This window comes from Streptomyces nodosus, from assembly GCF_008704995.1.
In the GTDB taxonomy this organism is placed as follows: Bacteria; Actinomycetota; Actinomycetes; order Streptomycetales; family Streptomycetaceae; genus Streptomyces; species Streptomyces nodosus.
Map to the genome: position 1 here is coordinate 38676 of NZ_CP023747.1, position 23231 is coordinate 61906.

A 23231-nucleotide genomic window follows, 5' to 3' on the forward strand; every position below is an offset into this window, starting at 1 on the left:
ATGCTGACCTCGGGCGTGGCCCTCGGCGTCCACGTACCGGGTCTGCTGCTCGCTTCCCGCCTGGAGGAACGCGGAGCGGAAGCCGTCGTGGAGGTGATCGAGCGACTGCTTCCCGATGACCGGCTCCGCATGATCGAGGCGTCCCGCAGCGTGTTCCACCGGGACTTCCGCGTCGCACGAGTGGGCCAGCGCCTCGCTTCCGACCCGGCCCAGGCCGTCGACGACTCGGCGCTCGTCGCGTTGCACCGGCGCTGGACGGGACTCGGCGTGCGTCGCGTGGTGGTGTTCTCCGGTTTCTGGCTGGGCGCGCTGCGACGCTTGTCCGCGATGAGCCTGCGGCTTCCGGAAGTGACCGTGTGCCACGTCGACTCCGTGGACTCCCCGTCCTTCCGCCGCGCCGGTCCCGCTGCGGCCGACACGGAGGTGATCAGGCTCGCCTCGTCGGTCACCGGCGACCTGCCGTACACAATCCCGGTCACACACCGCCCGCCGGTGCCGTGGGCCGAACGCGGCAGGCGGCTCCTCGTTCACGGCGGCGGCTGGGGTATGGGCACCTATCGAGAGCGCGCAGCAGACCTCGCTGCTGCCGGGCATGTTCTCAACCTCGTCGTGCACGAGCCGGAGGAAGCCGCATCCGCGCCCGTGGGAACGCGCGCGTACCTGATGGATCCGTCCTGGCACCCATGGCACGACGACGGCTATCCGCCGTTGGGCCTCCTCGCACCAGGACGGGATCCCGACACGGTGGAATACCGACGCGGCACCTCCCACCACTCCTCATTCGACCTGGCCCGCGAGGCGACGGCCATGATCAGCAAACCCGGCGGCGGTACCCTCCTGGACTCCCTGTGGTCCGCCACGCCCCTCGTCCTGCTCGAACCCTCGGGACAGCACGAGGAGCACAACGCCCGCCTCTGGTGCAACCTGGGCTTCGGCGTTCGGTACGAGCAGTGGCGGAACGCCGGTTTCGATCCCGAGTACCTGCGCCCACGGCATGAGGCCCTGCTCGCTGCCGCCGCGGGACCGGGGCGCCCGCGCGACGTGACGGAGGTGCTCTGCACCCGGGAAGGATCCTCATGTATGCGATGAAACTGGTCGAAGTCGATCGCGGGGCGGCGCTGAGGGCGTCCTTCACCCAGGAGGAACGGCTGGCCACCGGACGGGACGTGCACCTCCAGAACAACATCCTGGCCCTCGGCTGTCTCGTCGAAGGCCCGCTGGACACGGGACGGCTTCGGCAAGCGTTCGTGGCCCTCCAGGAACGTCACGAGAGCTTGCGCCTCATCTTCCCCAGGGGCCCCGAGCTAGCGGTGGATTCCGCTGCGTTGCGCACAGCCGACAACGCAGGCTTCCGCGTCGTCGAAGCCGGGACCGACGACCCCGCCGCCGGTCTCCAACAGGCCAAGGCCCTGGTCGCCGAGGCTGCCGAGGTGCCCTTCGACCTAGCGAACGGCCCGCTCCTGCGACTGCTGTGCGTGCGGATCTCCCCGGCGCTGCACCTGGTGGGATGCGTGGTCGACCACATCATCGTCGACGGCGAGTCTTGCCGGATCATGGCAGAGGACCTGTTCAGGCTCTACGCGGCGGATGCGGTCGACTCAGCGACTCTGCCGGCCATCAACACCCAGTTCCTCGACTTCGCCCACTCCGAGCGTCTCCACCTGCGGGGACGAACCCTCGACAGGCTTCTGTCGTACTGGCGCCGCAAGCTTGACGGAGTCGGCGCGATTCCCCGTTCCCACCTGCGCGATCCGGCGGCTGACGAGGATCGGCCCATGGCCAGCCGCCAACTTCTGGTACGCCGCGCCGTGATCGAACCGTCGTCGTGCACTCGGCTACGACAGGCCGCGCGGCAGCAACGCGTGACCCTGACGGCCGTGTCCGCCGCCGCTCTGAAGGATGTCGTCCGCCGACGCCGTCTGGCCCTCGGCATGAACCCGGACCAGGCCGGCGACGTGGCCGTCATGGGTTCGATCAGCAACCGCCACCGCAGTGACGTGGTTCACTCGGTCGGTTACTTCGCCACACCATGCGTCCTGCGTACCGACCTGAGCGACGCGCCGCCCTTCACCGAACTCGTACGTCGTGAGACCGGAACGCTCCTCGGCACACTCCGACACCAGGAGTTGCCGCATGCCCTGATGACGCGGGAACTCGACCCTGAGCGCTATGGAGTGCGTCACCGGGTCGGTTCCGGGGCGGTGCCGGAGTACGTCAATTTCGACGTGTCGGAGGCCGGAACTGGTTGGTCCTTCACCGACGAGGCCCTGCGGGTGACGATGATCCGGATCCCGCGCAACGAGGTACCTCGGGGAGGGGTGCGGTTGCTCGTGCGGGACGAGAGGGAGCGTGTCCTGGTGGAACTACGCACGGACGCTTCCCGGTACGGCCCACAGTGGGCGGACACGTTCCTGGCCGATTACATGGACCTAATCAAGGAATTCACCGAGCAGGCCAACACGTAGCACCGAAACACTACGGCGACATCACCTTCAGGAACCGGCAGAGAGATCCTTGCTGATGACGGCGCTCCGACGCAGTTGAAGCAGCGTTCGACGGTGTTGCGTCGGCGGTAGGTCCCCGGTCGAACCGCGACGAACGGCCGCCATCATGGCGCCAGCCGACGTCTTCCACGACCAGTTTCCCGGCCTGCCGCGACAGAAGTGGAACGCGGCTCGTGCGGGGGCGCCAACGGTCGGCGGATCCACAGCCTCGGCGAGATCAGACGACTGGTCGCCCGGCTCACCGGCCGCCGTCCTACCCTGTCGACCATGTCCCGCACTGGTCGACAGGGCGCTGCAAACGGCGGTGCCAGGCGCGACCGAGTCACCGCGAACAACGCGGGTACAGCCCTTGAAGCGGCCCTGGGGCGGGCCCCGGCCCGATCGAACCTTGTCGCGCCTGGCTGCCGGTTCGGGTCGACACGGACGGAAGGAACAGCTCTTTTCCGGTCAGCCCTTGACGGCTCCCGCCGTCAGCCCGGACACCACCGCACGCCGGAAGACGAGGACGAGGAGGGCGATGGGCAGCATCGCCACGGTCGACGCGGCGAAGATCGTCCCATACGGCGTGGTGAACTGGCCTCCGAAGAGTGCGATCCCGACCGGGATGGTGCGGTAGCGGTCCTCGCTGTTCAGCGTTAGCGCGATCAGAAACTCCGTCCACGAGGCTACGAAGGTGAAGATCCCCGCTGTGAAGATGCCAGGGGTGGCCTGAGGCAGGATCACTGACACCACGGTGCGCAGCGGCGACGCGCCGTCCATCCTCGCGACCTCTTCCATCTCCTTGGGAATGGAGATGAAGTAGTTGCGCAGGATCCAGATGGCAAAGGGCAGTGTCATGGCGGTGTAGGCCAGGATGAGCCCCTGGTAGCTGTTCAGCCAGCCGATACCTCGCATGAGGAGGTATAACGGCGCGGCCAGAGCCACGGCCGGGAACAAAGAGATCATCAACAGGCTGACCATGATGCCGTTGCGTCCACGCAGGGGGAGCCGACCCAGGGCGTACCCGGCACCGATCCCCAGCAGGAGGACCAGGACGGTGGTGGCCACCGCGACGATTACTGACGTCTCGATGTAAGTGCCGAAGTCGTAGGTCGAGAATGCGGTGCTGTACTGGCTCCCTGTCGGGGCGTGCGGGAACAGGTTGGCCGTGGCGACTTCCCTGGTGCCCTTCAGAGACGTCGCGACCAGCCAGTACAGCGGGAGCGACACGAAGAGGACGACCAGGAGGACTGACAGGTTAGTGCCGTTCACGTACCGGGCACGCCTACGCGAATGGAATTTCGGCGACGTTGCGGTCCGTGGGGTCACCGCTGCACCGTGGGACGTCATGTCAGATCTCCTCCTGTCCGACCTGCGAGCGGAACACTTTGAGAAACAGCAGGCAGCCGATCAGCACGATCACCGCCGTGCTGGTCGCGACAGCGGCTCCGGGGCCGAATTTGAGATCGACGAAGAGGACTTGGTAACCCAAGAGCGCCAGCGATTCAGTGCTGTTCCCAGGCCCTCCGTTGGTCAGCACGTAAGGCAGGTCAAACAGGCCGAAAGCCTGGAGAATGCGGAACATCACCGCGATAGACAGCGTCGGACGCATCAGCGGGAACCGGATGTGCCAGAAAATCTGCCAGCCGTTGGCACCGTCCATCCGGCCGGCCTCCATAACGTCGCCGGGTAACATGACCAGGCCGGCCAGGATAATGACGGCGACGAACGGTGTCGTCTTCCAGATATCTGCGACGGCCATACCCACGGTGGCCCCCAACGGCGTGCCGAGTACGTTGATGTCGTGCCCGAAGAGGGGGCTCAGGGCGGCGTTGAGTACTCCGTAGACGCCGTTGTAGATGTAGTCCCAGAGTTCGGCGGATATCACACTGACGATCGCCCAGGGCATCAGGAGCAGAGTCATCATCCATCCGCGTCCGGACTTGAGGCGTTCCAGGACCAACGCGATCAGCATTCCCGCGATGATCTCAGCGAAAACCGTACCGATGGTGTAAAGGACCGTGAAATAAAGGGAATGCCAGTAACGGTCCGCGTGAAAGAGGATTGAGTAGTTGTCGAACGTCAAACCACTTAGGTGGAATCCACTGACTGTGGCATTGACATTACTCAGCGACATCACCACGGAGAAGACGATCGGGAACACCATGACACCGGCGACGACGAGCAGGGACGGCGCGGAGAAAGCCCAGCCAGCCGACACCATGTGCCGTTCCGCACGGCCGGCCGGAGGTGACTGGTGCTGTGGCTGGGGACGCGTTTTCTGGGGTTGTTGCTCAGGAAGCACTTTCTCGACTGGAGCGACTGTCATGACAACACCTCGGGAAGATTTCGTCGATCGGCGGAAGGAACGTGAAGCCGGGCCCCCCGGGCAGGGTCAGAGTCCGCTGTTCCCGAGGGCGGACGTGATGGCGCTACTCGCCTTGCTTAGAGCCCGGGAGAGGCTTGCGCCACCGGTGAGGGCGGCATTGATGTTCCTGTAGATTGCCTGGCTCACCTGGGGATAGGCCACAACATGGGACGGGCGTGCCCGCAGCTTGTTCTTCGCCGCGATCGGGTAGGCGGGGTTCGACGCCTGCACCGTCGGGTCAGCCAGCACTGAGGCGTTGGTCGGGATCTCACCCCCTGCTGTTGCCAAGGTCTTCTGGGCCTGGGCGCCGGTCATCCACTTGATGAAGGCGACGCTGGCCCCAATGTTCCTGCTGTGGGGGTTCAGGTACATGTTCCAGCCGCCCGTGACGGAGTAGCCAGGGCCCGGCTGCCCGGCGAAGGTGGGCAGCGGCGCGATCCCTACTTTCCCGGCGATGGACGAGGCCGGGGAATTCGCGTCGGCGTAGGCGTAAGTCCAATTGCGTTCGAACGCCACCTGCCCAGAGGTGAACAGGGTCTCGCTCTGAGGCTCCTTGAAAGTCGTGATGGCCTGTGGGGCGATGCCCTTGGTGATCAGGCCACGCATGAACGTCAGAGCCTTGAGAGAGGCAGCGGAGTCCACCGTGGCCTTGGTGCCTGCCTGGTTGACACTCCGGGCGCCCGCGTCGGCGGCAAACTCGGTCCAGCCTGCGGTTAGTCCCTCGTACGAGGCCCACTGCCCGGCGAACCCGTACTTCACCAGGCGGTCCTGCTGGAGTTTCTGCGCCGCCCTCTGCATCTGCTCCCACGTCGTGGGAACCGGCAGGTGTTCCTTCTCAAGGAGGTCCTTGCGGTAGAAGAGGAAGGCATGGTCCGTGAACAGGGGCGCGCCCATAATCATATTGTTGTAGGTGACGCTGTCCACAAGACCGGGCGAGAAGGTCTTCCAGTAACTCGCCGGGAAGTACTTGTTGAGGGCGAGGGCCAGCCCGGCCTTGCCGAACTGCGCCGGCCACGTGACGTCTCCGTTATAGACGTCGAAACCGGAGGATCCGCCGAAGATCTGACCGGTCAGTGCGGCGCGGAAGGTGTCCGAGTTGCTGGGAGCCTGTTCCAGCTCGACCTTGATACCCGGGTTAGCTTTCTCGAAGGCCGTGATAAGGGTCTTCCGTACGTCGACGTCCGTCGGCCCGAACTGGTTGGCGAACCAGGTGATGGTGCCCTTGGCTGGACCTGCGGTGGGCCCGTCCGCGACCGCGTTGCCGTCGTGGGAGGAGGAGCATGCGGTGGCGGCCAGGAGGACCATGGCCACGCTGAGGGAACACAACATGGACTCACGATGTAAATGCATCGAATTCCTTCGCTCGCGTGCGGTCTAGGTGACCGGTGGGTGTGGGTGGAGCAGTGGATTCTTGGAAGTGAGGGGAGCAGAGAGACCGGCCGTTGGGTTCAGGCCAGGTCACACGGTCGTGTACACCGTGCGTTCGTCGTCACGCATCCACCAGATGCAGGTCTTCGCCAGCGGGATCCCGGCCGGACAAGCTGGTCAATAGCGGCGTGCCGGACACAGGGGCCGACAGATCCGCAGCGCCGAGCCCCGGTCCATGCAGGGAGAAGTGAACGACGCCGGAAAGCACGTGCATCAGGATCTGCTCCGGGCCCGGCTGCCAGGTGTGGTGACCGCAGAAGAAGTCAACCGAGGTGTTTGTCCGCGACGTTCGCGTCGCGTTCCAGATCTTCGGCTGTCGCGTTGCTCACAAACGCGAAGAGGCCCGTTTCTCCGCGCTCGACGTTCGCGGCGGCGCGTCGGCCCTCGACGCGCAGCCGGTGTGCCGCGCCCCACGGAAGCAGCCCCTCGTCGCCCGCCATCGGCTCGAACCGGCAACCTGTGAGGTCCAGTTCCAGTTCGCACATTCCGCTCAACAGCAGGGGAAAGGGAGCCTGCCTGGCCTTGGCCTGCGGGTTGTCCATGGTGTGCCGGCCCACGACGAGGCAGCGGACTCGCTGCTGCCGCGCAGGCGTGCCAGGCGGATGAGCCGACTCAGAGTATCCATGGAACTCCCTCGACAGAACATGCAACATTCACACCTTCGCACCCCTCCGCGCAGGCGGCAAGATCCATATATTGGACAGCCTCCAGGCGGATATCTGCGTCATCGGCTTTGGCAAGGTGGCAAAAACTGACCTTGCGGATTGGCACCGCCAGGCGTCGTGCCGCGCTCGTCGAAAGACCTCACAGATATACGGCGGCGCCTGCCACCAACATGAGGTGCGTATCGACGGCGTTGATCCAATGGTTGGACGGGAGTGGCGAAGCCAATGAGCCTTTGCCAACTTGCCTCATGAGCTGGCCAGTTGGTTCGTCAGATGAGTGAAGCCCCTCGTAGACGGGTTCACGACCAAGATCACCCCGTACTCACCAGAGGCTTCGCATGCTTGTCTACCCGTGTGGGCTGGACGTGTCCAGTCGATCCCTGTCCTTCCTCGCTGCTCGCCTGCGAGAACACCATCGTCGGATCAAGAGCCGCTGGCGCCGGCTCCCGGTCGGCCGTCAAGCCCTGCCGGTGTTGGCGCATCTGCAGAGCGAAACCACGTACGCCCGGCTCGCGGCGGGTTTCGGGGTCGGGACGAGCACGGTCTACCGCTACATCAGCGAGGCCGTCGACCTGCTGGCCGCACTGGCACCGACCCTCGACGAGGCCGTCCGGGCTGCTTCGACGAAAGCGTACGTCCTGCTCGACGGGACGCTCCTGCCCATCGACCGGATCGCCGCCGACCGGCCCTTCTACTCGGGAAAGCATAAGAAGCACGGCATGAACGTGCAGGTCATCGCCGATCCGTTCGGCCAGCTGCTATGGGCCTCGCCCGCACTGCCAGGAGCCGTTCTACCAGGGCGCCCGCGGTACGGTCCGGTTTCCCTTCCGCGGCCGATGGGAGACACTTTCCACAGGTCAGCAGGCCGTGAACCGATCCCAGGCCAAAATCCGTGCCCTCGTCGAACAAGCCATGGCTACCCTCAAGAACTGGCGGCTCCTCCGCAAACTCCGCCGCTCGACCACCCACATCACGGGCCTGGTCCAGGCTGTCCTCACCATGCATCACGCCAGCTCACTTGCAGGTTGAAAAGACCTCAGTGACACGGATTGCGGCGATGTCCGGCGTGAAGATCGTCAGCGAAGTCCCCACCACACGTGGCAACTCGTCAACGAAGACCGCGCAGTGGTTCCTGGGCTGGGTGACAGCATGACGAACAGGCACGGGGTCACACCGACGCCGAGCCGCGGGCCTTCGCCCGCCGCCAATACCCAGCAGCAGTTCGAGCGACTGGGCGGCCGTGCACTCGCCGACAGTACGTCTGGGGGATGGCGGGGCAGGTCGATTGCCCCCCGCTCCCCGCACACACGGCCGGCGGCAGCGAGTGAGCGGCCCCGTACGCACACATATCCGGTACGTTTCGGGGCACGGAATACAGACATGAGTCGGCGTGTTCCGGGCGGCAGGGACCTCGCGGGGCATGTCCTGCTCCGGCCCGGACACCCGCGGAATCCTGCTCTCGGGGACGCCCGCGGGCGCCATTCGTACGAGCGGCGCCCGCAGTGTGCGCCGCGAACCGTACCGGTGCTATCCGGCCCGGCGCAGATCGCCACCGCTGCCGAGCCGGTGGCACCTTCCGTTCCCCGAGAGGGAAGAATGAAATCGCGACCGGATACTCGATCGAATGATGAGGAGTAAGTTGCCATGCAGCAGGAACGAGCAGGCAAGCCGGCCGAGTTCGAGGACCTCATCGATGTGGCCCGGCTGGTGACCGCGTACTACGCGCTCCACCCCGACCCGGCCGAACCGGGTCAGCGAGTGGCGTTCGGGACGTCCGGGCACCGCGGTTCGTCGCTGGCGACGGCCTTCAACGAGGACCACATCGCTGCGACCAGTCAGGCCATCTGTGAATACCGCGCCGTACAGGGCACCGATGGTCCGCTATTCCTCGGCGCGGATACGCACGCCCTGTCCGAGCCAGCCCGGGTCACGGCGTTGGAGGTGTTCGCCGCCAACGACGTCACCGTGCTCATCGACACCGCCGACGGCTACACCCCCACTCCGGCGGTCTCGCACGCCATCCTCACCCACAACCGAGGACGCTCCTCGGGCCTCGCGGACGGCGTGGTCGTCACCCCCTCGCACAACCCGCCCACCGACGGTGGCTTAAAATTCAACCCGCCGAGCGGCGGCCCGGCCAGCTCGCAGGCCACCTCCTGGATCCAGGACCGGGCCAACGAGATCATCGCGGCCGGTCTGAAGGACGTGCGGCGTGTCCCCTACACCCGGGCGCTGGCCGCGCCCGGCACCGGCCGCTACGACTTCCGGGACGCCTACGTCAGCGACCTGCCGAGTGTGCTGGATCTGGACGCGATCCGGTCCACGGGCGTACGGATCGGCGCCGACCCGCTGGGCGGCGCATCCGTCACCTACTGGGGGCGCATCGCCGAACAGCACCGACTCGACCTGACCGTAGTCAACCCACTCACCGACCCCACCTGGCGCTTCATGACGCTGGACTGGGACGGCAGGATCCGCATGGATTGCTCGTCGCCTTACGCGATGGCTTCCCTGATCGAGCAGCGCGACCGCTTCCAGATCTCCACCGGGAACGACGCCGACGCCGACCGGCACGGCATCGTAACCCCGGACGGCGGGCTGATGAACCCCAACCACTACCTGGCCACCGCCATCGCCTATCTCTACGCTCACCGCACGCAGTGGCCCGCCGAGGCGGGCGTGGGCAAGACGCTGGTGTCCTCCGGCATGATCGACCGGGTCGCCGCCAGCCTCGGGCGACGCCTGGTCGAAGTGCCCGTGGGGTTCAAGTGGTTCGTGGACGGACTCGTCGATGGCACGATCGGCTTCGGCGGCGAGGAGTCCGCCGGGGCGTCCTTCCTGCGCCGGGACGGTTCGGTGTGGACCACCGACAAGGACGGCATCATCCTCGCCCTGCTCGCCTCCGAGATCACCGCGGTCACCGGCAAGACGCCGTCCGAGCACTACGCCGCCTTGACGGAACGCTTCGGCGAGCCAGCCTACGCCCGCATCGACGCCCCGGCCGGCCGTGAGGAGAAGGCCCGCCTGGCCAGGCTCTCCCCGGCCCAGGTCAGCGCGGACACCCTCGCCGGGGAGCCGGTGACCTCCGTGCTCACCGAGGCGCCGGGCAACGGCGCGCCGATCGGCGGCGTAAAGGTCACCACCGAGAACGCCTGGTTCGCCGCCCGCCCCTCGGGCACCGAGGATGTCTACAAGATCTACGCGGAGTCCTTCCGGGGCGACGACCACCTCCGCCAGGTCCAGGACGAGGCCAGGCAGGTGGTTCTGACGGCACTGGCCGACTGACCAGGCACGTCTCGGGTCAGCGGCCGTTCGGGATCCTGTCGGCCGTGCCCGGCCGTATGTGACGAGCCCCGGCCAGTGGTCGGTCGGCCACATGACGCTTACTGGTCGACCGGCCCGTGGCCGTCCGCTTCGGTCGACCGGCCACCGGCCGGGGCAGCGGCACCGGTCGGCCGCCCCTCTCCGCCCGGACCCGGTCCGAACGAGGCAGCGGGATGTAGCTGTGCCCGGGACTTCTCCAGGTCGCGCTTCCTGAGGGCGGCCACTCCCGCCAGGTCGCGGGTGGAGCCCGTGCCGTCGATGAAGCCGAAGAGTTCGTCCAGGTCGAGGAAGAACACGTCCTGCGGGTCGTCGAGCACGTCGCGGCGGTGCAGCTCGACGCCGAGGGCGCGGATGATGTGCTTGCTGTAGCCGAACAGCTCGCTACGCATGTACCGGCCGGCTTCCCGGTAGTACAGGGTGGTGCGCAGCCGGTCGAACAGGGCGAGTAGCACGGCGCGCCGCAGTCGGGCTCGCGGGAGCTTGGAATGCAGCAGTGCCTCGCCCGCCAGGCGGGTTGCGCGTTCGACTTCTTCCATGGCCGTGACGGTCAGGTCGCTCGCGGTGTACTGCTGAACGAGGCGGATCAGCTCCCAGGGGTTGTCGCGGAGGTTGGACTTCTCCAGTTTCAGTTCGGCGATGCCGCGGTCGCCGTACCGTTCGACGTGCCGGTGTACCCCCTCGGTGAACTGGAGAGGAAGCTCCCCCGCTGCCAGGCGGTCCCAGATCGCATGTGGTTGGCCGGTCAGGAACAGATCGTGGAGTGCCGTGTCGGCACGCACCTGTTCGGCCAGGTGTACGGCACTGAGCGCGATTTCCGCGCCTTTGAGCTGGCGCCCACCGCACAGCAACTGGCTGAAGAGGGTGTCCTGTTCGTCGATGCCCCAGCGGTCCATGGCCAGTTCGACAGCTTTGTGGAACAGCACCATGAACTGGTAGTTGACGAGGGTGATGCCCCAGAGCTGTCCGGCTGTGCGCCAGGTCCGGCGGTAGTCAGCGCCGAGTATCTGTGAAGACGGACCCTAGCTGACCGAACGACCTGACCGAACGACCTTGCCTGTCCGGCGGGCTCGGGAAAGGATATCTGTGGGGGGGGCGCGTGGCGTCCCGCAGGCGGGCGGCGTCCTGGCTCGGGGGTGCGCCGAACTGGCGGCGGTATTCGCGGCTGAACTGTGAAGGGTTGTCGTAGCCCACACGCCTGCCGACTCCGGTGACGTCGTTCGGGTGGGTGGCGAGCAGCAGCCGTGCCTCCTGGAGCCGGATCTGCTTCTGGAACTGGATGGGGCTCATGGCGGTCACCGCCTGGAAGTTGCGGTAGAAGGCGGAGGCGCTCATGCCGGACACGCGCGCCACGTCCTCGACCCGGAACGGCTGCGCGTAGTTCTCGCGGATCCAGCGCACGGCCCTGGAGACATGGCTGAGGCCACTGTCGGCGAGGCCGAGTTGACGCACCGTCGCGCCCTGCTCGCTGGTGATCAGGCGCCACAGGATCTCGCGCTTGACCAGCGGTGCCAGCACGGCCCGGTCGCGGGGCTCGTCGAGCAGGCGCAGCAGCCGGACCACCGCGTCGAGCAACACGGGCGGGGCATCGCTGACGGCGATCCCCGGCGGAATGCCTCCGTCGGCGTGGGGAAGGTCGCCGGGACCGGCCTGCAGCAGTAGTTCGGCGACGGCGGACGGCTCCAGGGTGAGGCCGAAGCCGAGGGCTGGCTGTCCGGGATCGGCCCGGGTGAACTGCCCTGTGACGGGCAGGTCGACGGAGGCGACCAGGTACTGGCCAGGGCCGTACTCGTAAACCTTCTCACCCAGGGCGAGGCGTTTGGCGCCCTGGGCGATGACCGCCAGCACCGTGCCGGACATGGAGGGCGCCGGCGGATCCGACCGGTCGACCTTCGAGATGAGGACGCCGTCAATGGCAGTGGTCAAGTCGGGCCGGACATGCCGGGCCAGCAGGGTACGGAGCTCTTCGAGACACATACGTCCATTGCAACACCGATGCGGGCCATCGTGCTTCCGGGACAGCGAGGATCGTGCAAGCAGGAGCGAGCATCGTTCTATTGTTTGAGCAGGTCACCTGGGTTGAATGGATTCTCGATACTCCAGTCACCGAGGAGGCTCCATGATCGCCACCTATGGCTTCAATATCACTCTGACCGCCAGGCCCGGCACGGGCGACCGGCTGGTCGACCTGCTGCTGACCGGCTTAGACGAGAGCAGCCCCGGCGCGAGCGAGCACTGCATGGTCTACCTCCTCTCCCGGTCCGCGTCCAACCCCAACATCGTCCACGTAACCGGGGGCTGGACCAGTGAGGAGGACCACCACCGGTTCTTCGCCGGCGAGGCCGCCCAGGCCCTCATGGCCCGGATCGAGCCGCTGCTGGCCAAAGAGCCCGAGTACACCGCCCACGTCCCGGTCCGCGGCAAGGCCGCCTTCTGACCCGTCGGCCTCACCCTGCTGGCCCGCGACCTCGGCACCCCGGCGATCGCCGCACAGATGCTGATCTGCCCCATGCTCGACCACCGCAACACCACCACCTCCAGCCGCCAGTACTCCGGCGTACCCGGCGTCTGGACCGGCGAGATGAACGCGTTCGGATGGCGCGCCGTCCTCGGCGACCTCACCGACGACGCGGTGCCCACGTACGTCTCCCCGGCGCTGGCCAACGATCTTTCGAACCTGCCGGACACCTACATCGACACCGGCTCCGCCGAAGTCTTCCGCGACGAGGACACCGACTACGCCACCCGCATCTGGGCAGCCGGCGGCCAAGCCGAACTCCACGTCTGGGCAGGCGGCTTCCACGGCTTCGACGCCCTCTACCCCCAGGCACACGTCTCGGCCACAGCCCGCCGAACCCGAACCGACTGGCTCGCCTGAGCCCTACGCCCACACCCCAACGCATAACATCACCGGCACAGTCGCCCACCCCGCATTCATTCACTGACTCATCGCCGAGGAGGAAACCATGAAGGTCGCCATCGTCACGGGCGCCAGTTCCGGCATCGGACGCAGCACCGCGATCAAGATCGCCGAACGCGGAAACGGAGTCATCCTCACCTACAACGCCAACGCGCGAGGAGGTCAGGAGACAGCCGCCGTCATCGAGGATCGGGGCGGCACGGCCGTCGCACTCCCCCTGGACGTCGGCGAGACGGATACCTTCTCGGCCTTCCGGGACACGGTGGCTGGCGTCCTGCACTACACCTGGCAGCGCGACACCTTCGACTACCTCGTCAACAACGCCGGCTTTTCCCGGACGTCTTTGATCGAGGACACCACCGAAGAGACATTCGACGGGCTCATGCGGGTTCTGCTCAAGGGGCCCTACTTCCTGACTCAGAAGCTGCTGCCTCTGCTGGCGGACGGCGGAGCCATCGTCAACACGAGCAGCAACTCCACGGCCGCGGCTGGCCTGGAGCCCGGCTACTCGGTGTACGCGTCGATGAAGGGCGGCCTCGACGTGCTGACCCGGTATATGGCAAAAGAGTTCAGCACTCGCGGCATCCGCGTCAACGCCGTCTCACCGGGTGCGACCCGCACGCGAATCGCCGACGACGCCTTCACCCGCTTCCCCGAGGTCGTACCGGCCCTCGCCGCGAAGGCCGCCCTGGGCCGGGTCGGCGACCCCGAGGACATCGGCGCGATGATCGCCGCGCTCGTCTCCGACGAGAGTCGCTGGGTCACCGCCCAGAACATCGAGGTGTCGGGTGGCTACAACCTCTAGCAGGACAGCCCACCGCCCGAACACGCCTCGGCGCAGCAGAAGCTGCAGTCCGCCCAGGATGGTAGCCGCGATCGCCAACTGTTCGAATAGCCACTGATCGACACGCTACACCGCCCACGTGCCGAGCAGTGCCCCGAGCACGACGCAGACCAGGAGCACGGCGTCCCGGAGCAGCGTGCGGCCGGTCGAACAGGCCGAGACCAGCGTTGAAAGGCACCTTGAAGACGTTGAGGATGAGGAAGAAGAACGCCGAAATACCCAGGACGCCGAGCTTGCGGAAGCCAGCGGACAGCAGGTACAGCGACATCGCCGGGCCGCCCGTGTTGGCGACCATAATGGTAAAGCCGCCGAGAACGCCATAGGAGCAGGTATTGAAGCGGCCCGGACAGCAAGCGTAGCCGGGCTGGAGCCTCGTGCGTCCTGGGGCACTACGGCAGGTCTTCCAGCCGGGCGAGCAGGCTGGCGGCGGTGGCGACGGCCGCGATGGCGTCGGCGCGGGTCCAGGTGAAGTTCTCGGTGGTGCCGGAGTCGTCGTGCGGTGCGCCGCTGAACAGCGCGTAGGCGCTCTAGGTGAGCATCGCCCAGCGCTCCTCCTGGTCCCGTTCCCCGGCTTTCTTCTGCACCGCCTGGTCGTGGACCCTCCGGGTATTGCAGGCCTCGCGTACGGGATCGAGGGCCGCTCGGGCGAGGGCAACGGATCGCGGTCTTCGCCTCGCGGATCCGTCGCGCGCCGGTGGCCCGGGCGTCCACGGTGGTGACCGGGATGAGGACGTCGACGAAGGCACCGGCATCGAGCTGGGTGAGGGCGTTGCTCCACGTCGTGTGCGGGACGCGGATGATCTGCTGGTCGTCGGCGACGGGCCAGTGCGTCGTCTCTGCCAGTGCAGTCAGGGAGAGTTCGGCGCGCAGGGGCAGGTCGTTGCCCGTCCGCGTCTTTTCCAGTCCGCGCAGTTGCTGGTCGGTCACGCTCGTCTTGGGAGTGAGGTTCGTGGCGAGGGACTTCAGCCCGACCGGCCGCGGTGTGTGAAGGACGCCGATCCAGCTCGCGGGGCCTGGTGTCTCGTGCATCCAGAGGGCGCCGGAGACAAGGAAGGGCGCGTCCACGGTGTAGTCGCCGTGGGCAGTCGCCTCAAAGGTCAGGGCGAGGCGGTGTACTCCCAGCCTTGGAAGAAGTTGACGTGCTGCTGTGCCCGGATGTTGACGGTGTAGTCGTTCGATCCGAATCGGAAGTTGGCCATCGTTCCCTTGCCTGATTGAGCTCCTGTCTGATGGTGGCAGGTCAACCGACCCGGGCGGCAGTGGATTTCTCGGGGAGTTGGCGGGTCAGCGCACGGTGGTGGGCTGACCCTGGTGAGAACGGCACGGGGACGGTGCTGTTCGCGCTTGCAGGGGGCGCGGCGTCCCGAGTGCGCGGGGCTTGGCAGAGCCTTTCTGCCCCCGCCAGTCTGCCGACGGGGCATGGGGCTGGGTCTACGCACCGTCGCTCGGTCGTTCGCCGCCGGCTTCCACGCCCGGGTAGCTCTCGCGCAGGCACTCGTGGACCGCTTGCTCAGGGACCCGGAAAGCCCGGCCGACATGGATGGCAAGGAGGTGGCCGCTGTGGACCAGCCGGTAGACCGTCATCTTGGAGACGCGCATAACGGAAGCGACTTCCATGACGGTCAGGAACGCAGGTACGACCTGGCACGCGGTCGTCACCGTGGTGAGGCTGCGTTGACCGGTGGCGACGTCGGTCTGCGGTCCGGAAAACCTTGGCAGCTGGAGAGGGGCACTTGGCAGAATCCGGCGTGTGGGAACGGCACAGCAGACATCGCGGCAGCACCTCATCTCCCAAGTCCTGCTCAAACAGTTCACGATGCCCGGACCAAAGAGCAACGGCTGGCAGTTGCTCCCGTTCGACCTGCGCAACCCCGAACGCCTGCACAAGCTGAAGAGCACCCGGGCATGCGGCTGGGCCGAGAACTTCGTCGCATTCGACTCCACGTCCGCTGAAGAACTGTGGTGCGCCGTGGAGAGACGTATTCCTGCGGCGTTCTCCGCCGTGCACGCTGGCATTCCGTTCGCCGACCCGCTTCACGTGGCAGCGCTGCGCGACCTAGTCGTGCTCCACTACGTCCGGTCTCACCACTACCGCGATGTGCACACCGGCGCGTTCGAGCAGGCTCGCGCGGGCCTGGTCGGCAAGCTGGTCAGGGAGTTCCCGAAGCAGCTGAGCCGCGAGGCACTGCGCGAAACAGGTCTGCATCTGTCCGGTTCGGGTTCGCTAGGCGCCTTCGCTGAGCGTCTCATCGAACGGTCCTCGATCGTCCGCGACTATGAGAGCGGGAAGCTCTTCCGCACCAGCATCGAGAGTGTTTTCCACAAAGTGCGGGACATGGCGTCGACTTGGCGGCTGGAGGTGCTCATACCCCAGACAGGCCAGTTCCTGATCGGCGACAACCCGGCAGTGACCATATGCACGGAAGGAAGCACCACCACGTACGGCATGGCCTTCGGCGATGCTCAGACCCTCGTACTTCCCATCGGCCCAAGGCACCTTCTGGCTTTGGGCCCGGAGAACATCGTGAGCACCGTCCCCCGTTCCCTCGTCGACCGGCTCAACACCGTGCAGGTCTACGCCGCCGACCGCTATGTGTACATGCACCCCAGGAGCGGCCTGGAAGCATTCGCTGGCCTCGCCTCACGGCAGCGCGCCAACCAGGACCACTTCTGACTCGTACGCGGACGGGGCCACGAGAAACTACCCCGGCCGGGAACCGTGGGTGCCACCTGAGTGACGGTCGTCATCGTTGTCCCTCTGCGCGGAGCCGCAGCAGCACTTCGGCCAGCGCATCTGAGCCGACCGACTGACTCAAGTCCAGGTAGCAGCGCAGCCGCACGCCGGGCTCGCCCGCGTCCCGCGTCGTCTGCTCCGCTGTCGCCGTCGCCCACCGGTCGGCGAGCAGTTGCTGGAAGGCGAGCGCGGTGGCGTCATCAGCGGCCGCGACGTCGACAACGACCAGGCCCGGCCGGCTTACGTGCACTGCGTTGATCGGATCCATGTACGGCACTACGCACGCGCTGCCGGGCGGGTTCCGTCGCTACGGCGTCTTCACCCGACAGAGTGGCCGACGGTCAGGCGCTGTCGCCTACCCAGTACCAGCGGACCGCATCGCCCGGGCGAGGGTCGTACAGCGCCCGCCCGCCGGGACCGAACTGCCCGAGCTCGGTTCGGGGGGAGGCGCCATCGTCGATCTTGTCCAGCGTCCAGCCGGTGATGCCGGGCAGTTCGGCATAGGCCCGGCCTGGCTTCAGGCCGGGCCGGGGATGGTCGTGGACTTCTCCGTAGACCCGGCCGCACAGCAACTCCTTATCCCTGTCCATGGGTCCCAGCCTCCCAGCCGCCCCCGACAGCGCGGGCTGGCCCGGGGGGCCTGGGCTTGCCCGTGCGACCGGGATGGCGGCCCGAGTCAGGTGCGGAAGCGCCAGAGCCAGGTACCGTCGGTCTTCTGCGCGGGCACGGCCTGATCCTGCTTCTGTCGTACGGGCAGGGCCTGCTCAGCCTGGTGTTCGGCGGTGACGGCCCGCTGCTTGCAGTCGTCACGCAGGTGCGGGTGAGTGTCCCGCAGGGCGTCCCACCCGGAGTTCAATGGCCTTCCGCCTTGATCGGTCGGTGAACCGGGTGCCGCAGCTGGCGCACACGGGGCCGTGGGCCTCCCGCTCAGCCCTCTGCTGCTCGGCCGCGCGGGGCAGCTGTTCCTTGTACTACCGCTCACGGGGTTCGTACTCGGCCTGCTGGCGGGTGTCGTGTGCGTTCTCCGGTGGGGGTTGCCGATCGCCTCCAGGAGTGTCTGGTTCTGCGCGCGGCCGAAGCGCCGGAAGATCGCCCCGGCCGGGCCGTGCTCAGGGTGGATGCGCGGCATCGTCACTGGCGATGCCGCGCGCTCCCGCACCATGCGGTGCGCTCCCGGCCTGTGGGCTCCGCTCACGGGAGTGGAATGCGGTGCATCGTCGGTGCGCACCGCGGCATCGGGTGCGCGGCATCGGATGCACTCAGTGGCCGGTTCCTCTTCTGCGGCGCGGTCCGGGCTGCTGCGGGCGATGCGCGTGCTGGTCGTCCTCGCGCACCGGATGCGGTCCGTCGTTGTTTGCCCGGTCGGCGGCACCGCGTCACCAGCGGGTGCACATCCGTGGCAGGGGTGGAAGTTCTCGGCTGGCTGGGAAGCGCAGGGTATCCATGACGTCGTCCTGGTCCAGTCCGACGTCATGGTGGAGATTGCTGTCAGCGTCGCTCGGGACCGCGCTGGGCGGTGGCGGCATCTGGTCCGGCCACATCGCATCCGCACAGACATCGATGTCTGGCAGGTGCCCTGCTCAAAGAGGACGATGCTTCGCGCTGAGCGTGGCGGAGCGCTTGTGATCGTGTAATTGCACATTTTCGGTAGTGCTAACCTTGATCTTGCATGACGGTCTGCCGACGGAGTCGGTGGACCGTTTCGCTTTCAGCGGCTGGTGGAGGGCAGGCCAGGGGCCCGAGTGTCGCCTCGGGTGGGCACCGGGTTCCACTGCTCCGGACTGGGCTGGTGTTCTCGTAGGGGCGGGAGAGTTGCTGGTCAACCGGGGTTCGGCAGGAGGGAAAGCCGTTCGAGGGCGTCTGTGATCTCATGGGTCCAGGGCCAGTGGCGGGCGAGGCGGAGGATGCGGCGCCGGCCGGTGGTGACGAGCTGGGCGGCCGCGGAGAAGAGGCGGAACCGCAGACGCCGGGGCTCCCAGAGCCTGGCTGTGCCGGTCAGGGCGAGCATGGGCATCCAGGCCAGCAGGTCGAGAGCGATCTGGACGACCTCCAGCCAGACCTTGTTCTGCGCGGTGTGGTGCAGGGGAAGGTTGCGCAGTCCGCTCGCGCGGGCGGCCCGGATCCGGTCCTCGGCCCGGGCCCGCAGCCGGTGGCGGAGTTCGAGTTCGGCGATGGGCCGGCCGGCGGTGTTGGTGGCGAAGCAGGTGATCCGCATGCCGTCAGCGTCGGTGATTCTCAACTGAGCTCCGGGGTGCGGCCGTTCCTTGCGGGCGATCAGCCGCATGCCCTTCGGCCAGCCCTCGAGCAGGTCGCCGGTGAGTTCGGCGACCCAGGCGCCGTCCCGGATCTCGCCGTCCGTCTCGATGGCCGGCGTCCAGGCCGATGCCGGGATCTTGAGGACGTGGCTGTGGATGGCCTCGGTGATCACCATGCCGACCGAGTAGGACAGCCAGCGCCCGCGCTGGGCGAGCCAGGCGACGAACTCGTAGGTGCCGCCGGCGGAGTCGGTGCGGATGAGGGGCTGCCGTCCGCGCCGGTATTTCTGGGGCAGTTGGGCCAGGGCGAGGCGGGCGGCGGTGATGTGGTCGGCGGCCGTGTTGCTGCCCGCGTTGCCCGGACGTAGCAGGGCCGCGACCGCTTCACCGGTCCCGCCCGGTCCGTGGTCGACGAAGCCCATCAGCGGGTGGTGGCCGTAGGTCTTCTTCCAGGTCGGGGCGGCGTCCTGCTTGTCCGAGTGCGCGATTACCAGCACTCCGTCCAGGTCGACCGTCACCTCTCCGTCGGCATGTGGAGCGTTCTTGCCCGCCAACGACCAGACGCGGGAGCGGACTTCGGCCCGCGCAGTGCGGATGGCCCGCAGGGCTGCGTCGTCCGAGGTGGCGAGGGCGTCGATCAGGCGGGAGACGGTCGGATCGGAAGCCACGGGGCCGAAGAGGGCCGGCTCGGCCCGCAGCACGGCGATGTCGGCGAGGCAGTCCCCGCCGAGCGCGACCGCCAGCGCGAGATCCAGGAGGATTTTGCCGGGATCGTGAACGGCCCGCGGTTTGCGCCACGGGCCGAGAGCGGCGGATATGGCCTGGTCAAGGCCACTCTTGCGGACCGTTTCGACGAGCAGGACCGCCCCGGCCTGCGAGATGACCTGACAGCCGTCGCCCCGGACGCGGACGCGTGGGTAGGACCCGATAGGCTGCTTCACCTGGAAAGTGCCTCTGGTTTCAGCGGGAACAAGGACCTCGACAATCCTCATTCTCGCTGGTCAGAGGCACTTTCTGCTTCGCTGACCACCTGTCGGACAGCCCGCTTCATGAAAGCGCGGGGCTAACGAGTTCGTGCACAGTAGGCAGTGAGGCGTCGAGGGCTTCGGTGAGGCTCGGTGTTCACACCCGCCGTGACGGGATCAAGTCCGCGGTCTGTTGGTGGGAGAGCAGGACGGCGACGGCCTGGACAGTGTCGCTGATGTGCTCGCGGCGGCCGAGGTGGCTGGCCAGGGCCCGCCAGTTCTTCAGGTGGGCGATGCCATGCTCGACCCGGATACGGCGCGAGGAATGTGCCTTGCGCTGCCGTTCGTACATCTCCTCGTACCAGTCGGGGGCGTTCTTCTTGAACTTGCGGTGCGGTGGTGTCACCACCCGCCCGCCAGTCTGGGCACCCAGCCCTTGGTAGCCGGCATCCGCGAGGACCTCCACTGTGGGACCATCGGCCAGGAGTTTGACCAGCCCCAACTGGCGGGCGTGGGCGATGTCCGCGCAGCTTCCGGGGCGGGTCGGGCTGCAGAACAGCACGCGGCCGTCCGCGTCAGTGACGACCACGGTCTTGACGGCGTTCTGCCTGCTCTTGCCGGAGATGAACGTGTCCCGGTCCTTGCGGCCGGGCGCCGGACCCGGATCTCGGTGCCGTCGATGATGCCGGTCTTGCCGCCGAGGTGGTCGACGACCTCGGCGAGTGTCTGCAGCAGCACGCCGGGGCTGACGGTGCAGCCTCGCTCGGCGAGCAGGGGGCGCACCTCGCCGATGGCGCGGGTGATGGTGGAGCGGTCCACGCCGAACCAGCAGGCCAGCACGTCATGCGTGATCGCGTGTCGGAGGTGCACGAGGGTGGCCAGGAGCCGGTCGACGAAAACCAGCCGGTGCTTCGCACCGGCGCCCACGGCCCGCTTCCGCGGCCTGGACGCAAGCCTGGCCTGGTGCCGCTCATGCCACAACGGACCTACCTCAGCCACCAGTTCAGCGATCACCTGGGTCGACAGGCCCGTGATCCTTCGGTCGCTGATGATCACTGCACGAGTCGCGTTCCCCACCACGCAACCATGATCGACGATCAGAAGCTCGACGCCTCACCGCCTACCGTGCACGAGCTCGTTACCCAGAGTTGGACAGCGTAGAACCCCGCACCGTGGACGGGTGCTTCATGGGCGATTTCGACTTTCTTGAAAATGATGAATTCGTCATCGCCCAGTCTCTCCTCGGCCATCGTCTCCCACAGCATGCTGCAGGCTCGTTCGACGAGCAAACTGTAGCGCGTATTGTGCAGCATCCCAAAGGGATCCAGGTCGTCGAAGTAGACCCTGACCGGCATCAGGATCCCGAAATCAGGTGCGGGTACCGGCTGGGGAAGGCCGGCGTCAATCACTTGCGTGCTCCGAATAGTTGATTGGAGTAGAGCCGTACAGAACACTTTTTGTGGGGGTGCCTCGGCCGTCCGCGGGCCGAGGCGGTGGGCCAGCTCAACTGCTCAGTCACGAGCTGGAACTGCAGTAGTGTGGTCTGCCAGCAGGGCGGCAAACTCATGACGCAATTGGACGTATTCGATGATCATTCCGTCGGCGTGCTGTGCGATGAAGTTGCGCCCCAAGGGGGCATCCTTGGGGCCAGTGATGCACGTCGCCCCGTGGTTTTTCGTCGTCCGCAGGATCTCTTCAAGGTCGTCAACTGCACACACGGCCTGCACCGTATAGCTCGGCTTCTGCGCCGACGGAATCCAGACCAAGAGGATGTCGCCGACCAATGCCGTCTGCCAGTCCCCGTAGGGGAATCGCAGGGCCGAAGAGGCAGTGAGGGATTCAAATGCGGACACCGAACGGTTAAAGTCATCGACGGCGAATCTCGCGAATGTGTGTAATATTGGCATGGTGTTTTCCTGTTGCCACGGATTGCTTTTTGCGTGCAGTCTCTTGTCAAAGACCTGTCGTCGAAGCCCTGACTTCACGGGGCAAGGTCCGTCACGGGCTTGCTATGCGTGGACGTCACGGTCGGACAGTGGGCGTGATACGTGCCCCCGTAGCGGCTCGGCCGGAAGCAGGCTCCGGAGTGATGGCGCGGGCCAGGGGCCGGCCCTGGCGAGGCTGCTCTACGAGATCTGCGAGACGAGCCGGTCGCGGGTGCCGCAGCCGTCGGTGAGGGCGTACTGAACTAGTGGCTTGTCCGGGTCGCTGATGAAGCCGCCTGCCGGGCCGACTCCGCGGACCGGCAGTGCGGGAGTAGTGGGCCGAGGCTTTCCCAGAACGCGGCCGACGCGGCGCCGGCTGGCGATACGTCCACAGACCGGGGAAGCAGAGAGATCCTGCCCGCGGTGCGCGATGGCCGCGGCGGAGAGGGGCGGACCCCAAGGCTAGTTCGCGATCTCCCTGGAAGCTGGGACGGAGCCCGTTGCGCGGAGGTGAGGACAGCGCCACCATGGTCGGCCTGCTCAACCGAGTCGACGGACCCAGCTCAGCGGCAGGTTTCGCATGGCAGCGCCAATTGAGGCCCATGGCCATGCCGGCACGACAGCTTTGTCCGGCTCCTCCTCGATGGCGTGGGCCAGTGCACGGCAGCCGGAAGCGGCGTCGACCATGAACGGAGCACTGGTGTTGTGTGCGTTCAGTTCGGTGCGAATGTAGCCGGGAAAAATGGTGCTCACCGTGATGTTGGAGCCGTGCAGCTCGGCGCGCAGACCTTCGGCCAGCGTCGCTACTCCTGCCTTGCTGGCGGCGTAGGCCGTCATCGAGCCACTAATGGCCCGGAACGCGCTGACCGACGACATCACCACCAGGTGGCCGGCCCTCTGGCGCCGGAAGATGGTCATCGCCGCCTCGATCTGGGCCAGTCCGGCGACCAGGTTCGTCTCCACGATCGCGCGGTTGGTGGCGAACTCCCCGATACCGAGGGGGCGACCGTTCCCGATACCGGCGTTCACCACCACCCGGTCCAGTCCGCCCAGCTCATCGGCGAACTCTTCGAAGACATCGAACACACGCTCGTGGTCGGTAACGTCCAACGCCTTCAGATGCACTCGGAGACCAGGATGCTCGGCCAGCAGCTCCGACCGCACCTCCTCAAGCCGGTCCAACCTCCGTGCACACAGTGCCAACGTGGCACCGCGAGCAGCGAACTCCCGGGCGAGACCTTTGCCCAGCCCGGCACTTGCCCCAGTAATCAGGACTTTCGAACGCTTCATCACTGCATCCCTGTTCTCAGGCCCGAGGGCGCG

The 23231-nt window shown here is 66.8% G+C and carries 21 protein-coding genes and 4 pseudogenes; 8 read left to right on the forward strand and 17 right to left on the reverse strand.

Features of this window, described 5'->3' with window-relative positions:
• Positions 1–1089 (forward strand): hypothetical protein, encoded by a 1089-nt coding sequence (locus CP978_RS00160; protein WP_221501836.1) that lies wholly within the window; start codon positions 1–3, stop codon positions 1087–1089.
• Positions 1090–1166: 77 nt separating this feature from the next.
• Entirely contained in the window at positions 1167–2465 is a 1299-nt protein-coding gene (locus tag CP978_RS00165; RefSeq protein WP_242647081.1) for a condensation domain-containing protein, read from the forward strand.
• Between the two features lie 486 nt (positions 2466–2951).
• On the opposite strand, the gene CP978_RS00170 is transcribed toward CP978_RS00165, so the two are convergent.
• From CP978_RS00170 to CP978_RS00185, 4 genes are all read right to left on the reverse strand, one after another.
• Positions 2952–3755: a carbohydrate ABC transporter permease gene (locus tag CP978_RS00170; protein WP_242647082.1), complete on the reverse strand. Its 804-nt coding sequence runs from the start codon at positions 3753–3755 to the stop codon at positions 2952–2954.
• Between the two features lie 79 nt (positions 3756–3834).
• Positions 3835–4812 (reverse strand): carbohydrate ABC transporter permease, encoded by a 978-nt coding sequence (locus CP978_RS00175; protein ID WP_207312854.1) that lies wholly within the window; start codon positions 4810–4812, stop codon positions 3835–3837.
• A gap of 66 nt (positions 4813–4878) precedes the next feature.
• Complete coding sequence (locus tag CP978_RS00180) at positions 4879–6156, reverse strand: ABC transporter substrate-binding protein (protein ID WP_242647137.1); 1278 nt, start codon at positions 6154–6156, stop codon at positions 4879–4881.
• Between the two features lie 386 nt (positions 6157–6542).
• Positions 6543–6836 carry a cupin domain-containing protein gene (locus CP978_RS00185; RefSeq protein ID WP_150478090.1) on the reverse strand — a complete coding sequence of 98 codons (294 nt, stop codon included), beginning with the start codon at positions 6834–6836 and terminating at the stop codon, positions 6543–6545.
• Between the two features lie 446 nt (positions 6837–7282).
• On the opposite strand from CP978_RS00185, the pseudogene CP978_RS00190 reads away from it, so the two are divergent.
• Both CP978_RS00190 and pgm read left to right on the forward strand, forming a co-directional pair.
• A pseudogene (locus tag CP978_RS00190) lies at positions 7283–7973 on the forward strand (transposase family protein).
• A gap of 615 nt (positions 7974–8588) precedes the next feature.
• The gene (pgm, locus tag CP978_RS00195; RefSeq protein WP_150478091.1) at positions 8589–10229 is read left to right on the forward strand and encodes a phosphoglucomutase (alpha-D-glucose-1,6-bisphosphate-dependent); all 1641 of its coding nucleotides are present in this window, start codon (positions 8589–8591) and stop codon (positions 10227–10229) included.
• Between the two features lie 98 nt (positions 10230–10327).
• Here the strand turns inward: pgm and CP978_RS00200 are convergent, their stop codons facing one another.
• A complete protein-coding gene (locus CP978_RS00200) occupies positions 10328–11194 on the reverse strand; it encodes a PEP-utilizing enzyme (RefSeq protein WP_150478092.1) in 867 nt (288 codons plus the stop codon).
• 64 nt (positions 11195–11258) lie between these two features.
• Entirely contained in the window at positions 11259–12242 is a 984-nt protein-coding gene (locus tag CP978_RS00205; RefSeq protein ID WP_242647083.1) for an AraC family transcriptional regulator, read from the reverse strand.
• A gap of 142 nt (positions 12243–12384) precedes the next feature.
• Between CP978_RS00205 and CP978_RS00210 the strand changes: the two genes are divergently transcribed.
• From CP978_RS00210 to CP978_RS00220, 3 genes and pseudogenes are all read left to right on the forward strand, one after another.
• Positions 12385–12702 (forward strand): putative quinol monooxygenase, encoded by a 318-nt coding sequence (locus tag CP978_RS00210; RefSeq protein ID WP_150478093.1) that lies wholly within the window; start codon positions 12385–12387, stop codon positions 12700–12702.
• 6 nt (positions 12703–12708) lie between these two features.
• Positions 12709–13143 (forward strand): annotated as a pseudogene (locus CP978_RS00215) (alpha/beta hydrolase fold domain-containing protein); the annotation flags it as partial.
• An 88-nt stretch (positions 13144–13231) separates the two neighbouring features.
• The gene (locus CP978_RS00220; RefSeq protein WP_150478094.1) at positions 13232–13990 is read left to right on the forward strand and encodes an SDR family NAD(P)-dependent oxidoreductase; all 759 of its coding nucleotides are present in this window, start codon (positions 13232–13234) and stop codon (positions 13988–13990) included.
• Between the two features lie 30 nt (positions 13991–14020).
• Here the strand turns inward: CP978_RS00220 and CP978_RS35350 are convergent.
• Together CP978_RS35350 and CP978_RS00230 are read right to left on the reverse strand one after the other, a co-directional pair.
• Positions 14021–14372 (reverse strand): annotated as a pseudogene (locus tag CP978_RS35350) (TSUP family transporter); the annotation flags it as partial.
• Positions 14373–15460: 1088 nt separating this feature from the next.
• Positions 15461–15646, reverse strand: coding sequence for an excisionase family DNA-binding protein (locus CP978_RS00230; protein ID WP_150478370.1), 186 nt, complete (start codon positions 15644–15646; stop codon positions 15461–15463).
• 133 nt (positions 15647–15779) lie between these two features.
• Here CP978_RS00230 and CP978_RS00235 point away from each other — a divergent pair, with 133 nt between their 5' ends.
• A complete protein-coding gene (locus CP978_RS00235; protein WP_150478095.1) occupies positions 15780–16703 on the forward strand; it encodes a DUF4238 domain-containing protein in 924 nt (307 codons plus the stop codon).
• 70 nt (positions 16704–16773) lie between these two features.
• Here the strand turns inward: CP978_RS00235 and CP978_RS35145 are convergent, their stop codons facing one another.
• The 9 genes and pseudogenes from CP978_RS35145 to CP978_RS00275 all read right to left on the reverse strand — a co-directional run bounded on the left by CP978_RS35145 (position 16774) and on the right by CP978_RS00275 (position 23198).
• Positions 16774–17031: a DUF6207 family protein gene (locus tag CP978_RS35145; RefSeq protein ID WP_221501835.1), complete on the reverse strand. Its 258-nt coding sequence runs from the start codon at positions 17029–17031 to the stop codon at positions 16774–16776.
• A 73-nt stretch (positions 17032–17104) separates the two neighbouring features.
• Positions 17105–17353 (reverse strand): hypothetical protein, encoded by a 249-nt coding sequence (locus CP978_RS00245; protein WP_150478096.1) that lies wholly within the window; start codon positions 17351–17353, stop codon positions 17105–17107.
• A gap of 86 nt (positions 17354–17439) precedes the next feature.
• Positions 17440–17619, reverse strand: coding sequence for a hypothetical protein (locus CP978_RS00250; protein ID WP_150478097.1), 180 nt, complete (start codon positions 17617–17619; stop codon positions 17440–17442).
• A 963-nt stretch (positions 17620–18582) separates the two neighbouring features.
• Positions 18583–19959 carry an IS1380 family transposase gene (locus CP978_RS00255; RefSeq protein WP_150478098.1) on the reverse strand — a complete coding sequence of 459 codons (1377 nt, stop codon included), beginning with the start codon at positions 19957–19959 and terminating at the stop codon, positions 18583–18585.
• Between the two features lie 181 nt (positions 19960–20140).
• Positions 20141–20572 (reverse strand): transposase family protein, encoded by a 432-nt coding sequence (locus CP978_RS35150; protein ID WP_242647084.1) that lies wholly within the window; start codon positions 20570–20572, stop codon positions 20141–20143.
• A 224-nt stretch (positions 20573–20796) separates the two neighbouring features.
• Positions 20797–21063: pseudogene (locus tag CP978_RS36180) on the reverse strand (transposase family protein); the annotation flags it as partial.
• A gap of 17 nt (positions 21064–21080) precedes the next feature.
• The gene (locus tag CP978_RS00265) at positions 21081–21392 is read right to left on the reverse strand and encodes a hotdog family protein (RefSeq protein ID WP_150478099.1); all 312 of its coding nucleotides are present in this window, start codon (positions 21390–21392) and stop codon (positions 21081–21083) included.
• Positions 21393–21494: 102 nt separating this feature from the next.
• Positions 21495–21968, reverse strand: coding sequence for a VOC family protein (locus CP978_RS00270; RefSeq protein ID WP_150478100.1), 474 nt, complete (start codon positions 21966–21968; stop codon positions 21495–21497).
• A 480-nt stretch (positions 21969–22448) separates the two neighbouring features.
• Positions 22449–23198, reverse strand: coding sequence for an SDR family oxidoreductase (locus CP978_RS00275; RefSeq protein ID WP_150478101.1), 750 nt, complete (start codon positions 23196–23198; stop codon positions 22449–22451).
• Positions 23199–23231: the final 33 nt, after the last annotated feature.